Origin of the sequence: Nocardiopsis quinghaiensis (genome assembly GCF_008638365.1) — a bacterium.
In the GTDB taxonomy this organism is placed as follows: Bacteria; Actinomycetota; Actinomycetes; order Streptosporangiales; family Streptosporangiaceae; genus Nocardiopsis; species Nocardiopsis quinghaiensis.
In genome coordinates this window covers 34,851-48,904 of the sequence record NZ_VWVU01000015.1, presented here as the reverse complement: position 1 = coordinate 48,904, position 14,054 = coordinate 34,851, and the positions used below count along the sequence as shown (strand labels likewise).

Sequence of the window (14,054 nt, the reverse complement as noted above, 5' to 3'; positions counted from 1 at the left end):
CACCCGCCGTTTCCCGCAAGGTCGGACGTCGGCTGACGGAGCCCTGAACCGGATGGGTATCGTCGCGGATGTGACGAACGACGGTTTCATCCTCTCCAGCGCCCCCAACTTCCGTGACCTCGGCGGTCACCGCACGGCCTCGGGCCGCACCGTCCGGCACGGCCTCGTGTACCGCTCCGACGCCCTGCACACCATCGCGGCGGACGAGTTGCCGGTCTACAACGGCCTGGGCATCCGGCAGCTCGTCGACCTGCGTACCCCGCACGAGCGTGAGACCCTGCCCGACGTCGCCCCGGAGGGCGCCGAGTACGCGGCCGTGGCCGTGCAGGACCCCGAGGCGGCCGGGGCCAACTTCTCCCTGTCCCTCGCCGATCCCGAGAAGGCCCGGAGCATGTTCGCCGACGGCGCCGCCGAGCGTTTCATGCACGGGGTCTACCGCGAGCTGGTCACCGACGCCGAGGCGCTCACCGGGTACCGCGACCTGGTCGAGCGCGTCGCCAAGGGCCCGACCGCGCTGGTCTTCCACTGCAGCGCGGGCAAGGACCGCACCGGTTGGGGCGCCGCCCTGCTCCTCGGCCTGCTGGGCGTGGACCGCGGGACCGTCGTCTCCGACTACCTGGCCAGCAACGAGCGCCAGGCCAACACCGACAAGTGGATGCGCGCGCTGGCCGCGAACAGCGGCCTGGACTGGGAGGAGGTCGCTCCGATGACGCGGGTGCGCGCCGAGTACCTGCAGACGTCCTTCGACCACATCGACGAGGTCTACGGCTCCTTCGACAACTACGTCGCGGACGGGCTCAAGCTCTCCGGGGCCGTCGTGGAGCGGTTGTGCGAGCGCATGCTGGACTGACTTCCGGCCCAGGACGGGCCGGGCGGCTTCCTCTGGTCCGGGGGACGGCCGGGGCGGGGCTCCCGGCCCCCTACAGCGCGTCCAGGCGGCGGCGCAGATCGCTCTCGCCGGTGGCGGAGTCGAGCACCCCGCCCAGTGCGGCCAGCACCGTGGGCCGGTCCACGCCCCGGTCCAGCATCCGGCGCGCCGCCGCCCACAGGTTCGCGGGCCGCCCGTGCCACAGCCGTCGGGCCAGCCGCTCGTGCCGGTCCAGCTCCCGCTCGCGCTCCGGGTCGTCCCCGGTCACCGGCCGGTACCAGTGGTCCTGGCCGGTGGAGTGCCGACCGTTGTGCGGTGTGGCCGCCTCGTACTCGCCGTAGTGGTCCAGCCGCAGCAGCGCCCGCCGGCCCTTGGGCGTGTCCGGGTCGAACTCCTCGGGCGCCCACGTCACCAGTTCGCTCGCCAGCAGCGGGAACGCGAACATCCGCCGCGCCAACGACGCGAAGTCGCCGTCCGGCAGCAGCCGCCGCACCGCCTCCTGGCGCAGGCCCAGCGGGCGCGCCGGATCATGGTAGGTGCGGACGAACTCGGTGGTGGACTCCCAGACGGCGTCCAGCGTCGCACCCACCGCCACCTCCGGCAGGCCGCCGCGCGCGCCCGCCCAGCGCACCCACGCCGCCAGCACGTGCGGCATGGCCTCCTGCTCCTCGGACAGCAGCACCACCCGGCCGGGCAGCCAGTGCAGCAGGAAGGACTCCACCTTGCGCGGGCTGACGCGCATCGGCCGACCACTGTCCACGTCGCAGCCGTGCGAGATGATGTGGTCGACGCAGCGGCTGGCCGCGTAGGAGTCGGAGAGCTCGGCGGCCTCGTCCGAGGCCAGGAAGCGGGCCGCCAGCACCGCCCGCCGGTCGCGCCGCCACACCGGCGTGGGGGAGACCTCCACCCCCTCCGGGGGAACGGGCAGTGTCCGTACCCGGGCGTTGGCCAGCGCGAAGTGCGTGGCCAGGGAACCCCCGGTCAGGTCCGAGGCCTGCAGCCCCACCAGCTCCACGGTCGGCCCCGAGGCCGGGTCGCCCGAGGCGGCCACCACCTGCTCGGTACGCTCCAGCGCACGGGACAGCAGCGCGCGGGCCTCGGTCAGCTCGATCCGTGTGAACCGGGCGAACTCGTCCGCCTCGGCCCTCTTCCGGCACTGCTCCAGCAGTTGTTCGACCTTGGTGGTCACCCAGGCGTCGCGCAGCACGCCGCCGCCGTTGTGGTCCAGGACCAGGATCAGCGCGTGCTCGGGCGGCAGCGCCCCCGGGGCCCCGGGCCGGTCGCGGTCGCGGCTGAACACGCACACCACGTCGTCGGTGTCGCCGAACTGGTCGCTGCTGACGTAGGCGGACACCGGGGTGACCACGCCGAGCTGGGAGGCCCACTCGGGCACCTGCAGGCCGCGCTCCCTGAGCGCGATCATCCCCTGTTCGGCCAGGCTCCGCTGCGTGGACGAGGTGCCCAGCACGGTGATCGCCGCGAGCACACCGAGCCCGGCGGACTTGCCGGAGGCGGTGGCGTGCGCGATCAGCCCCTCGCCGAGCAGTCGTTCGACGTCCACGCCGGGGACCCGCTCGCCCCACCAGGCGCCGAGCATCTCGCTGAAGGCCAGTTCGGCGTCGAGGGGGTGGCGCATGGCCAGCAGTGCTCGGGCGGCGCGCAGCATCTCGTCGAAGACGGCGTCGGGCACCGGTTCGGGACCTGTGGGTGGAGGTATCGGGGAGGGCACCACCCGAGCGTATGCCAGCCCCGGGCATGGGACTCGCCTCCGGAGGACTCCCTGACGGCTCCGTGCCGGCCGACACACCGCGGGGCGCGGTCCCTCCCGGCGGGGCGGCCGCCCCCTCCCGGCGTCCGGTGGCTCAGCGTGGCCCGGGAACGGGGCGATGGCTGGTGAACAGGGACGTTCCCGACCTTCGTGGTGCCTTCCTGACGGTCTGTGAGGGCGGTACGGAGTTCACCATCGCCTCCAGGTGCTCGCGGGCGACCCGCTCGACCAGATGCGGTGTGACCGCGATGCCCAGGTGTTCGACGCAGTGCCAGGTGTCGCTGACGCAGCGCTCGACGCAGCGACGGGACAGGGCGCTGAACTCGTCGTGGAGCCGCGCCGATATCTGCCTGAGATCCTGGACCGGGAAGGTCTGGAGCATTCTTGCTCACACCCCTAGCTGACTGAAGATGGCCTGGACGGTGACCTCCACCCATTCCACTTGTTCTGGACGGAGTGTCAACCCCTCTCCTGGCACGCTGTTGACAAAACCTCTGGGAAGCATTATTTACTCGAACACCACCATCACCCCAGGTCAACGAGATGAAAAGGGCATTCTGGGCATATAACGTTCCTACCGTGAAGGAGAGAGTGCAAGTCATCATGAGCATCCACAGCCCGGAATTAGCCGAAAACACGCCGGAGAAACCTTCGGTCCACCTCGACACGGTCGGCCGGTGGCCTATTATTTACCTTCCGCGTCCGTGAGCGGTGTCCCTCCGCCGAGGGCGGTGCCCCGGCACGACGGCCGTTGCGTGCGGACGGGTGTGTCTTATGCTTGAGCCGTGACAGCGGCCGAGAGGAGTCATCGAGCGTGACTCCCGAGAGCCGCGGAGCCCCCAGATCACCTTCGGCGCCGCTTACTTTTCGGCTTTCACGCCGTGGACGGTCCGTACGGTCGACAGGGGCCGCGCGGTTCAGGCAGCAGCCCCAACGAAACACGGATGGGGAATCGACGGTTCCGGAGGTGTCGAGCAGTTGAGCGCCGAGACGTCCATTCCGCCGCCCAGGATCAGCGGGGCGCAACTCCCCGACGCGGTGCAGTCCCTTCTCACCGACTCCCCGGTCGGATTCGCGCTACTCGACTCCGACGACGCCTTCGGCACGATCAACCAGCGGCTGGCCGCCGTTCTGGGACGCACCCCCGCCGAATGCCTCGGCAGGACCCCCGGCGACCTGCTGGAGGAGAGCGGTGAGCGGACCGCGGCCGCCAGCCACCGCACCTGCCTGGCCAGCGTGCGCGAGGACGGGCACGCCGTGCGCGACCGCTACCGCACCCGCGCCGGCGAACTGTGGGACCTCACCTGGTTCCCCGTCACCGAACCGGACACGGGTGACTCCTACGTCGCCCTCATCGCCGTCCACGACGTCGGCCGGGGAACCGGGCTCGACGGCGCCGACGCCCACCGCGACGAGCAGCGGCTGCGCGCCCTGCTGCACGCCGGCAACCAGATCGTCTGGACCGCCGGACCCGGCGGCGACGTCCACGAGGACTGCCCCCAGTGGCGGGCCATCACCGGCCAGGACCTGGACCGCTACCTGGGCCGGGGCTGGCTGGACGCCCTCCACCCCGACGACCGCGCCCGCGTCGAGCGCGCATGGGACGACGCCGTCCTCGACGTCACCCCCTTCGACGCCATGTTCCGCGTGCGCACCTGCTCGGGCGGCTACGGCCACTACCGGGCCCGCGCCCACCCGATCATGGACGGCTCCCGGACCACCGAGTGGGTCGGGACCCTCGTCGACATCACCAACGAGCGCGAGGCCGACGAACTCCGCCAGCGCCTGAACCAGCAGCTCAGCGAGGCGGCCATGCGCACCGCCCGCCTGCAGAAGGCCACCTCCGACCTGGCCGAGGCGCTCACCGCCGACGAGGTGGTCAACGCCATGTCCGAGATCGGCCGCTCCGGCGTGGGCGCCGACCACACGTGCGTGGTCCTGCTGGACCGCGCACGCCTCCGGCTGCGCACCATCGCCGCGGAACACGCCCACCAGCTGCCCAGGTCCGCCTTCCCGACCGACCACCCGGACATCGCGGCCAGGGCGATCGCCGACCGGCTGCCCCGCCTGGCCGCCAACCCGGCCGAGCTGGCCGAGCTGCTCGACGACGCCCCCGAGGTCGCCGAACTCGTCCGGTCCACGCCGGAGAGGGCCTGGGTCGCGCTGCCGATGATGGCCGCGGGGCACCCCATCGGCGCGCTGCGCTTCGCCTTCTCCTCCCCGCGGAAGGTCACCGACGAGGAGCGCGTGTTCCTGGAGGCCCTGGCCGGGCAGTGCGCTCTGGCCATCGGCCGCGCCATCCTCTACGAGCAGGAGCACAGCACCGCCGTGGAGCTCCAGCGCAGCCTGCTGCCCGAGGAGCTGCCGGAGGTGCGCGGTGTGCGCCTGGCCGCCTACTACCGGTCCGGATCGCAGAACGTGCAGGTCGGCGGCGACTGGTACGACGCCTTCCCGCTGCCCGACGGCCGCGTCGCCGGGGTGCTGGGCGACGTCATGGGCAAGGGAATCCAGGCCGCGGCCGGGATGAGCCGCATCCGCAACGCGCTGCGCGCCCTGGCGTTCTCCATGCCCGAGCCAGCCGACGTCCTCACCGGACTGGACCGCATGTTCTCGGCGACGGAGGGCATGGACCAGGTGACCACCCTGGTCTACTTCGTGCTGGACCCGGTCACCGGCCAGCTCGACCTCAGCAACGCGGGGCACCTCCCGCCGCTGGTCGTGGCGGGCAACGCCGGTCCGTCCCTGCTCGAAACCGATCCCGACACACCGCTCGGGGTCAGCTCCACACGAGGCCACCACAAATTCTTCGTGCAACCCGGTAACACCGTCGTCCTGTATTCCGATGGACTGGTTGAGAACCGCAAGCGGTCCGTCGACTCCGGACTCGACGAGCTCGTCGATGTGGCGTCGTCGGCTCCTCCGGAGGTGGTGGGCGATTCACAGCAGATGCTGGAGTACCTTGTTGAGAGCATGCTCGATGGGTATGAGCAGGACGATGACGTCACTCTGCTCGCCGTTCAGCTTCCGGTGATCGATTCCGTGTCGGAGCGGTAGCACCGGTTCGCGGCGGAGCGGTGGACCGGCGGCAGACCGTACGAACAAGTCCATTGCCTTGCTTACAGTGAAGAAGCCGTTTCGCCCCGCGATACGGGGGTGATCCTCTGCGGGGATGACCCCCCGGAGCGCATACGCTTGAGGGGGCCGACCCCCTGGGGAGCGCATACGCTTGAAAGACCAACGGCTTCCCCGTTCCAGTGGGGACGATCCCAGGCCGCAGGTGGGAGAGGGCGCGGTGCCCGGTCCCGGCCAGGCGGACCACCGGGTCCGACAATCTCGCCACACGTCCGTTCGAGAGGTGTTTGTGTCATCTGCCAGTTCGACTCGCTCGAAGCAGTCCGAGTCACTGCAAGAGCCCGTCATTCAGCAGCTGATCGAGCGTGGGCGGTCCCAGGGCTTTCTTGAGCCCGAGGACGTGCGCCGTGCCTTCGAAGAGGCCGAAATCCCGATGTCGCAGGCGCAGTCCGTGCTCCGTAGCCTCGCGAAGGAAGGCGTGACCGTACTCGTCCCCGAGTCGGCCTCCTCCCGGCGCAAGGCGCCGCGGCGCAAGTCGGCGACCACGCGGTCCACCAAGGCCGCGGCCACCGGCGGGGCCGCCAAGCCCGCGCGCGCGGCGGCGGCCAACGAGCAGCCCGAGACGGTCACCGCGGTGGTCGACTCCGTCGCCGAGGCCGTCGAGGAGGTCGAGGGCCCCGCGAGGAAGACGGCCAGGAAGGCCGCCACCAAGAAGACCACCGCCGCCAGGAAGGCCGCGCCGAAGAAGGCCGCGGCCAAGAAGACCGCTGCCAAGGGCCCGGCGGCCAAGGGCGCGGGAGCCAAGAAGACGGCGGGCAAGAAGGACCTCGCACTCGCGGCGGACGGTGAGTACTCGGAGACCGAGGAAGGCCTGGACGACCTCGAGCACACCGGTGCCGAACTGGAGCTGGTCGAGGACACCCCGGACCCGGCGGACAAGGACGCCAAGCCCGCCAAGCCCGAGGCCGTGGGCGCTCCCGCCAAGCCCGCCAACGAGGACGAGTCGTTCGTCCTCTACGACGATGACGACGACGCCCCGGCGGCGCAGGTCGTCGCGGCGGGCGCGACGGCGGACCCGGTCAAGGACTACCTCAAGCAGATCGGCAAGGTTCCGCTGCTCAACGCCGAGCAGGAGGTCGAGCTCGCCAAGCGTATCGAGGCCGGCCTCTTCGCCGAGGAGAAGCTGTCCGAGGAGTCCGAGCTCCTCACCTTCGAGCTGCGCGACGAGCTGGAGTGGATCGCCGAGGACGGCGGTCGCGCCAAGAAGCACCTGCTGGAGGCCAACCTCCGCCTGGTGGTGTCGCTGGCCAAGCGCTACACCGGCCGCGGCATGCTGTTCCTGGACCTGATCCAGGAGGGCAACCTCGGTCTGATCCGCGCGGTGGAGAAGTTCGACTACACCAAGGGCTTCAAGTTCTCGACCTACGCGACGTGGTGGATCCGCCAGGCGATCACCCGCGCCATGGCCGACCAGGCGCGCACCATCCGCATCCCGGTGCACATGGTCGAGGTCATCAACAAGCTGGCCCGCGTGCAGCGCCAGATGCTCCAGGACCTGGGCCGCGAGCCCACCCCGGAGGAGCTGGCCAAGGAACTCGACATGACCCCCGAGAAGGTCGTCGAGGTCCAGAAGTACGGGCGTGAGCCGATCTCCCTGCACACCCCGCTGGGCGAGGACGGCGACAGCGAGTTCGGCGACCTGATCGAGGACTCCGAGGCCATCCAGCCGGGCGAGGCGGTCAGCTTCACGCTGCTGCAGGAGCAGCTGCACTCGGTGCTGGACACGCTGTCCGAGCGGGAGGCGGGCGTGGTGTCCATGCGCTTCGGGCTCACCGACGGCCAGCCGAAGACTTTAGACGAGATCGGCAAGGTCTACGGAGTCACCCGGGAACGCATCCGGCAGATCGAGAGCAAGACGATGTCGAAGCTCCGTCACCCGTCGCGTTCACAGGTACTCCGCGACTACCTGGACTAGTCCTTCCAGGTGGTGGCCGGCCCGCTCCGCGCCTGACGGCGTCGGTAGGGGCCGGGGGCCGACGAGGACCGACCCGTTCCCGGTGTGCCGCCTCGCCCTGTGGGCGGGGCGGCACACCGGGTTCCGGTGCCCCCATGGTCCGCGCGGGTGTGGCGACTCCCGCGTGTCCCGGAGCATCCCCCGTGGTGCTCCGGAACATCTACCGCGTTCCGAGGCGTCGCCGCGCCTACCCGGAACGCCGTGTTCGTCCATCCGACGGTGACCATGTTGCCGCACGTGCTGTAGGTGCGGCATAAAGCCGCGATATCGAGTCGTTATATTACGGGGAGTGGCGGGCGGCCGCTCCCTGTCGCGCGTCCTCAGCCGCGGACGATGACGTGTAGAACGCGCGGTTCGGGCAACTCCACGGTGTGCCCCAGATCGCGCAGGGCGGCCACCAGCTCCTCGGGGGTGGAGGCGTCCACACCCTCCACGAGCAGGGAGCGGGCGATGTCGCCCCGGGTGGCCTTGGCCATGTGGCTGACCACCGAGCGCTTGACGGTCCCGTCCACGACGCGTTCGCGCAGCACCTTGACGGCGACGCCGTTCGAGGGGGCGAACGCGGCGGCGTAGACCGCCGAACGGCAGTCGACCAGGAGCCGGTCCCCGGTCAGCTCGCCCAGGGGCGCGGACAGCTCACGGCGCCAGTAGGCGCCCAGACCGCCCAGGGGCGGCAGCTTCACACCCATGGACAGGCGGTACGGGGGAAGCCGGTCGGTGGGGCCGACCACGCCCCACAGGCCGGAGAAGACGAGGACCCGCCCGGCCGCGTCCGGGAGGTCGGGCAGGCCGAGCCGGTCGTAGAGCACACCCGTGTACAGGTCGGCGGCACGCAGCGTCGGCGCGGTGGCCAGGTCCATGTTGCGCTTGAGCGCGTCGGCCTGGCCGGGGCCGATCCCCAGGACGTCCATGGCGGTGTCCGCGGGTCCCGCGCACAGCTCCGTCAGCGCGCCCACCACCCTCTCGCGGGCCCCGGCCAGCTCCGGGAGGGTCAGCTCTCCCGGGTCCAGGCGCGGCCCCTCCCCTGAGGTGGCCTTGCCCTCGGACGGCGGCAGCAGGACGATCATGGTGCGGACTCCCAGGTGGACGCGGGTTTCGTGTGCCCGCCCATGTTAGGGCGACCGCGTGCGGGCCGGGGCGGCCCCTCCTCCCGCGGAGGCCGGCGGATAGCATCGGCCGCTTCGGGCGAAGGGAGCGGAATGCACGAGTGGGCACGGCGGGTGACGAGGGACTGGCCGCCCTTCGAGGTCGAGGAGCGCGACGGCTGGCGGTTCGGGTTCGCCGAGGGGATCACCAAACGGGCCAACTGCGCGCTGGTGACGGATCCCGGAGCGGACGTGGCCGAGGTCACCGCCTACTACGCCGGGCGCGGGGTGCGGCCCTGCGTGCAGGTGTGGCCGGGGGAGGAGGAGGTCGACCGGCGCCTGGCCGGGCACGGGTACACGGTGGTGGAGCCCACGCTGGTCCTGGCCCGCGACCTCGACGAGCCCCCGGAGGCCTCCGGCACGTCCTCGGTCTCGACCACGCCCGGAGCAGCCTGGGCGGACCTGGACCTCACACGCATCCTCGGCCGGGTCGACGCGGCCTACGCCACCGCTGGGAGCGGCAGGGGCGCCGCGGTGCTGGACGGGGAGTCGGTGGGCGTCTGCGCCATGTTCACCGAGCCCGGGGCACGCGGCAGGGGCGTGGCCACCGGGCTCCTGGCCGACCTGCTGCGCTGGTCACACGACAAGGGCGCGCGCAGGGCCTACCTGTGCGTGGTCGCGGACAACGCCCCGGCCCTGCGCCTGTACGAGCGGGCGGGGTTCACCAGGGTGTCCGGCTACCACAACCGGGTCCTGGGCTGAACATGACGAGGGCGGCGGTTCGATGAACCGCCGCCCTCGCTCCCGTTCGTGTGGCTAACGCTCGTCCGTCTTGCTCTCGTGGAGCTTCTCGGTCTCGTCCTGGATGTCCGAGGCGATCTTGCGGAGAGAGTCGTCATGCTTGCGCATGTGGTGCGCGCAGAACAGTAGTTCACCGCCGGAGTTCAGCAGCACCCGGACATAAGCCTGTGCACCACAGCGGTCGCAACGGTCAGCAGCCGTCAGCGGCTGGGTGGGGGCAAGGGTTCCAGTCACTTCGCCATCCTCAATACTCGGCGTTAGTCACCTCTGACAACATCTAACCCGACCAAGACGTTCCCAACCCGACCCCATGTACGCCGACAGCGGAATCTGTCTGATAGGTGCCTTGCTGGGAGGCTTTCGGGCTCGACGTCGTTTCTAGTACTGGTTGTACCCGTAGGGAGGGGGTGCATCCCCGGAAACAGGGCGCATCCAGGCCGCATCCACCAGAGGTGGTAGTCTCGCGCGGGGCAGGATCCCGTCCTCCCGCCGCGTCCCGGTGGTAGCAAGCGACAGGCACGCCGCCCCCTATCGTCAGTGCGGCGCGGTACAAAGGGCACGCACCGCATCAGCGCCCTGATGGCCCTCAATACGCAGGAGATGTCCGAGTGACCGCCTTGACCGCAGCCGTCCACGACCCCGAGGATTACTCCGCCCGGCACCTGTCGGTCCTCGAAGGTCTTGAGGCGGTGCGCAAACGGCCGGGCATGTACATCGGGTCCACCGACAGCCGCGGCCTCACCCACTGCATGTGGGAGATCATCGACAACTCCGTGGACGAGGCCCTGGGAGGCTTCTGCGGACGGATCGACGTCACCCTGCACGCCGACGGATCGGTGTCGGTGAGCGATGACGGCCGCGGCATCCCCGTGGACGCCGAGCCCAAGTCCGGCCTGTCCGGTGTGGAGCTGGTCATGACCAAGCTGCACGCGGGCGGCAAGTTCGGTTCTGGTTCCTACACCGCCTCCGGAGGCCTGCACGGCGTCGGCGCCTCAGTGGTCAACGCCCTGTCGGCGCGAGTGGACGTGGAGGTCGACCGCCAGGGCCGCACCCACGCGCTCAGCTTCCGCCGGGGAATCCCCGGCCGTTTCGCCGGACCCGGACCCGACGCCGAGTTCACCCCCGCCTCAGGCCTGGAACAGACCCGCAAGGTGGCCCAGAAGGTCACCGGCACCCGCATCCGGTTCTGGCCGGACCTGCAGATCTTCCTCAAGGAAGCCGAGATCGCCCGCGAGTCGCTCCTGGACCGGGCCCGCCAGACCGCCTTCCTCGTACCGGGGCTGACCATCGCCGTGCGCGACGAGCGCGCGGAGGGCGAGCCCGCCTACGAGGAGGAGTTCCGCTTCGACGGCGGCATCAGCGAGTTCTGTACCTTCCTGGCCCCCGACGACCCGATCAGCGACGTGCTGCGCATCCAGGGCAGCGGCAACTTCACCGAGACCGTCCCCGTACTGGACGACGCCGGGCACATGGTGCCCGCCGACGTCGATCGCCGCCTGGACGTGGACGTGGCCCTGCGCTGGGGCACCGGCTACGACACCACCGTGCGCAGCTTCGTCAACGTCATCGCCACGCCCAAGGGCGGCACCCACATCAACGGCTTCGAGCGTGCCCTGGTGCGGGTGGTCAACGACCAGTTGCGCGCCACCAAGCTGCTCAAGAACAGCGACGACCCCGTCACCAAGGACGACACCCAGGAGGGCCTCACCGCGGTCGTCACGGTCCGCCTGCCCGAACCGCAGTTCGAGGGCCAGACCAAGGAGATCCTCGGGACCTCCGCGGCGGCCAGGATCGTCTCCCAGGTGATCGGCAAGGAGCTGCGCGAGTTCCTGACCTCCACCAGGAAGGTGGACAAGGCCAAGGCCCGCATGGTCCTGGAGAAGGTCGTCGGCGCGGCCAAGGCCCGCCTGGCCGCGCGCCAGCAGCGTGAGACCCAGCGGCGCAAGAACGCCCTGGAGAGCTCGGCGCTGCCCGCCAAGCTGGTGGACTGCCGCAGCGAGGGCCTGGAGCGCAGCGAGCTGTTCATCGTCGAGGGCGACTCGGCCCTGGGCACCGCCAAGCTGGCCCGCGACTCCGAGTTCCAGGCGCTGTTGCCGATCCGGGGCAAGATCCTCAACGTGCAGAAGTCCTCGGTCGCCGACATGCTCAAGAACGCCGAGTGCGCGGCCATCCTGCAGGTGGTCGGCGCCGGGTCGGGGCGGACATTCGACATCGACGCCGCCCGTTACGGCCGGATCATCCTCATGGCCGACGCCGACGTGGACGGCGCGCACATCCGCTGCCTGCTGCTCACGCTCATCTACCGGTACATGCGTCCGATGCTGGAGGCGGGGAGGGTCTACGCGGCCGTTCCGCCGCTGCACCGCATCGAGCTGACCAACATCCGGCGCAAGCGCGGAGCCAAGCCCGAGGACCGCTACATCTACACCTACTCCGACGCCGAGCTCTCCCGCACGCTGCTGGACCTGGAGAAGCGCAAGATCTCCTGGAAGGAGCCGGTGCAGCGGTACAAGGGCCTGGGTGAGATGGACGCCGACCAGCTGGCCGAGACCACCATGGACCCGCGCCACCGCACGCTGCGCCGGATCCGCGTGGAGCAGGCCGAGGAGGCCGCCTCGGTCTTCAACCTGCTGATGGGCAACGAGGTCGCCCCGCGCCGCCGCTTCATCCAGCAGGGCGCCCAGGAGCTGGACGTGGCCCGCATCGACGCCTGAGCCGTCAGGGGGTCTGCGGCGGCGCCCAGACCCCCTCGGCGAGGAACCGGTCGATGGTCGCGCGGTAGGGGAGGGGGTCCAGGCCCCTCTCCGCCACCCAGGCGTCGTTGTAGTAGCTGTGCTGGTAGCGTTCGCCGCCGTCGCAGATCAGGGTGACCACGCTGCCCCTGCGGCCCTCACGGAGCATCCTGGCGACCAGGTGCCACACTCCCCACAGGTTCGTGCCCGTGGAGCCTCCGGCGCTCAGCCCGGTGACGTCGTGCAGGTGCCGCATCGCGGCGATGCTCGCGGCGTCGGGCACCGGCATCATCACATCGATCACCGAGGGCACGAAACTCGGCTCCATGCGGGGGCGGCCGATCCCCTCGATCCGTGAGGGCATGCCCGTGGTGTAGTCGGCCGCTCCGGTCACCCAGCCGGGGAAGAACGCCGAGTTCTCCGGATCCACCACCGCCAGGCGGGTGCTCAGCCGCCGGTAGCGCAGGTAGCGGCCGATGGTGGCGGAGGTGCCGCCGGTGCCCGCGCCCACCACGATCCAGTCGGGGCAGGGGTGGCGCTCCAGGCCGAGCTGCTCGAAGATCGACTCGGCGATGTTGTTGTTGCCGCGCCAGTCGGTGGCCCGCTCGGCGTAGGTGAACTGGTCCATGTAGTGGCCGCCCGTCTCGGCGGCCAGCCGTTCGGCCTCGGAGTACATCGCGGGCGGGGCGTCCACGAAGTGGCACTTCCCGCCGTAGCGCTCGATGAGGGCGATCTTCTCCGGGCTGGTCCTGCGGGGGATGACGGTGACGAAGTCCAGGCCGACCAACTGGGCGAAGTAGGCCTCCGAGACCGCCGTGGAGCCCGAGCTGGCCTCCACGATCGTGGTGCCCTCCCGGATCCACCCGTTGGCCAGCCCGTACAGGAACAGCGAGCGCGCCAGCCGGTGCTTGAGGCTGCCGGTGGGGTGCACCGACTCGTCCTTCAGGTAGAGGTCGATGCCCCATTCCGGGGGCAGCGGGAACACGTGCAGGTGGGTGTCGGCCGAGCGGTTGGCGTCGGCCACGACCCGGCGCACCGCCTCGTCCGCCCAGGAGCGGGCGCTGTCGTCACACCGGTCCACCCAGGGGGTGTCGTCGCCCGGTTCGTTCGGTGAGGGTGCCATGTCCAGCAGAGTAGTCCGCACGCGCGCGGGAGAAGCCGGGACCCGGAGGTCCCGGCCTCCTCACCTGGACGTCGCCTTCCGGCGGGCGAAGCCGAACTCCGGAACGGGCACTGCCTAGTCCAGCGAACCGCCGGACATCACCGAGTACATACGGCGGTAGGTGGACGCCTCCTCGTGGCGGCTCTGGCGTTCCAGCGTGCGCGCGAGCGCGATGTGCGCCCAGTTGTCCACCGGGTCCAGCTCGATGATCCTGCGGAAGGTCCGCTCGGCCTTGTTGAGCTGTGCGGAGTGGAAGTAGGCGCGGCCCAGCAGCTCCAACAGGGAGCGGCTCTCGGGTTCGTGTTCGAGGATCGGTTCGAGGGTCCGGGCGGCGTAGATGGGGTCACCCAGTTCCATGAACATGCGGGCACGGTTGAAGGTGTCGTAGGTGTTCTCTTCCACGGTGCTCCTTCCGACGACGCGGGGTCGTCCCGGGTCACAACGGCCGGGGCGGCGACCGCATTCCCTGGTGGGGAGGGTGGGGCGGGTGCCCGGTGCGGTCCGACGCGGCCGCACCCGGCCTCCGCTCCCACTGAAGAGATCCCCGGACAT

Annotated in this window: 11 protein-coding genes; 5 read left to right on the top strand and 6 right to left on the bottom strand. The window is 70.5% G+C overall.

Annotated features, from left to right (window positions below; all coding sequences use genetic code 11):
- Positions 1–52: 52 nt before the first annotated feature.
- Positions 53–850: a tyrosine-protein phosphatase gene (locus FYX01_RS17810; protein ID WP_150242835.1), complete on the top strand. Its 798-nt coding sequence runs from the start codon at positions 53–55 to the stop codon at positions 848–850.
- A 70-nt stretch (positions 851–920) separates the two neighbouring features.
- On the opposite strand, the gene FYX01_RS17805 is transcribed toward FYX01_RS17810, so the two are convergent.
- Both FYX01_RS17805 and FYX01_RS17800 read right to left on the bottom strand, forming a co-directional pair.
- Positions 921–2,534 carry a hypothetical protein gene (locus FYX01_RS17805; RefSeq protein ID WP_150242978.1) on the bottom strand — a complete coding sequence of 538 codons (1,614 nt, stop codon included), beginning with the start codon at positions 2,532–2,534 and terminating at the stop codon, positions 921–923.
- A gap of 196 nt (positions 2,535–2,730) precedes the next feature.
- Positions 2,731–3,018 (bottom strand): hypothetical protein, encoded by a 288-nt coding sequence (locus FYX01_RS17800; protein WP_150242832.1) that lies wholly within the window; start codon positions 3,016–3,018, stop codon positions 2,731–2,733.
- Positions 3,019–3,614: 596 nt separating this feature from the next.
- Between FYX01_RS17800 and FYX01_RS17795 the strand changes: the two genes are divergently transcribed.
- A complete protein-coding gene (locus FYX01_RS17795) occupies positions 3,615–5,690 on the top strand; it encodes a SpoIIE family protein phosphatase (protein WP_150242830.1) in 2,076 nt (691 codons plus the stop codon).
- Between the two features lie 307 nt (positions 5,691–5,997).
- The gene (locus tag FYX01_RS17790; protein WP_150242828.1) at positions 5,998–7,683 is read left to right on the top strand and encodes an RNA polymerase sigma factor; all 1,686 of its coding nucleotides are present in this window, start codon (positions 5,998–6,000) and stop codon (positions 7,681–7,683) included.
- Between the two features lie 359 nt (positions 7,684–8,042).
- On the opposite strand, the gene yaaA is transcribed toward FYX01_RS17790, so the two are convergent.
- Positions 8,043–8,789: a peroxide stress protein YaaA gene (yaaA, locus tag FYX01_RS17785; protein ID WP_150242826.1), complete on the bottom strand. Its 747-nt coding sequence runs from the start codon at positions 8,787–8,789 to the stop codon at positions 8,043–8,045.
- Positions 8,790–8,921: 132 nt separating this feature from the next.
- On the opposite strand from yaaA, the gene FYX01_RS17780 reads away from it, so the two are divergent.
- A complete protein-coding gene (locus FYX01_RS17780) occupies positions 8,922–9,569 on the top strand; it encodes a GNAT family N-acetyltransferase (RefSeq protein WP_190394375.1) in 648 nt (215 codons plus the stop codon).
- 54 nt (positions 9,570–9,623) lie between these two features.
- On the opposite strand, the gene FYX01_RS17775 is transcribed toward FYX01_RS17780, so the two are convergent.
- Positions 9,624–9,842: a DUF7455 domain-containing protein gene (locus FYX01_RS17775; RefSeq protein WP_150242824.1), complete on the bottom strand. Its 219-nt coding sequence runs from the start codon at positions 9,840–9,842 to the stop codon at positions 9,624–9,626.
- Positions 9,843–10,216: 374 nt separating this feature from the next.
- On the opposite strand from FYX01_RS17775, the gene FYX01_RS17770 reads away from it, so the two are divergent.
- Entirely contained in the window at positions 10,217–12,322 is a 2,106-nt protein-coding gene (locus FYX01_RS17770) for a DNA gyrase/topoisomerase IV subunit B (RefSeq protein ID WP_150242822.1), read from the top strand.
- Between the two features lie 4 nt (positions 12,323–12,326).
- Here FYX01_RS17770 and FYX01_RS17765 read toward each other — a convergent pair whose 3' ends face one another.
- Both FYX01_RS17765 and FYX01_RS17760 read right to left on the bottom strand, forming a co-directional pair.
- Complete coding sequence (locus tag FYX01_RS17765; RefSeq protein ID WP_150242820.1) at positions 12,327–13,463, bottom strand: L-cysteine desulfhydrase Cds1; 1,137 nt, start codon at positions 13,461–13,463, stop codon at positions 12,327–12,329.
- Positions 13,464–13,577: 114 nt separating this feature from the next.
- On the bottom strand, positions 13,578–13,904 hold the full coding sequence (locus FYX01_RS17760; RefSeq protein WP_150242818.1) for a tetratricopeptide repeat protein: 327 nt from the start codon (positions 13,902–13,904) through the stop codon (positions 13,578–13,580).
- Positions 13,905–14,054 lie beyond the last annotated feature (150 nt).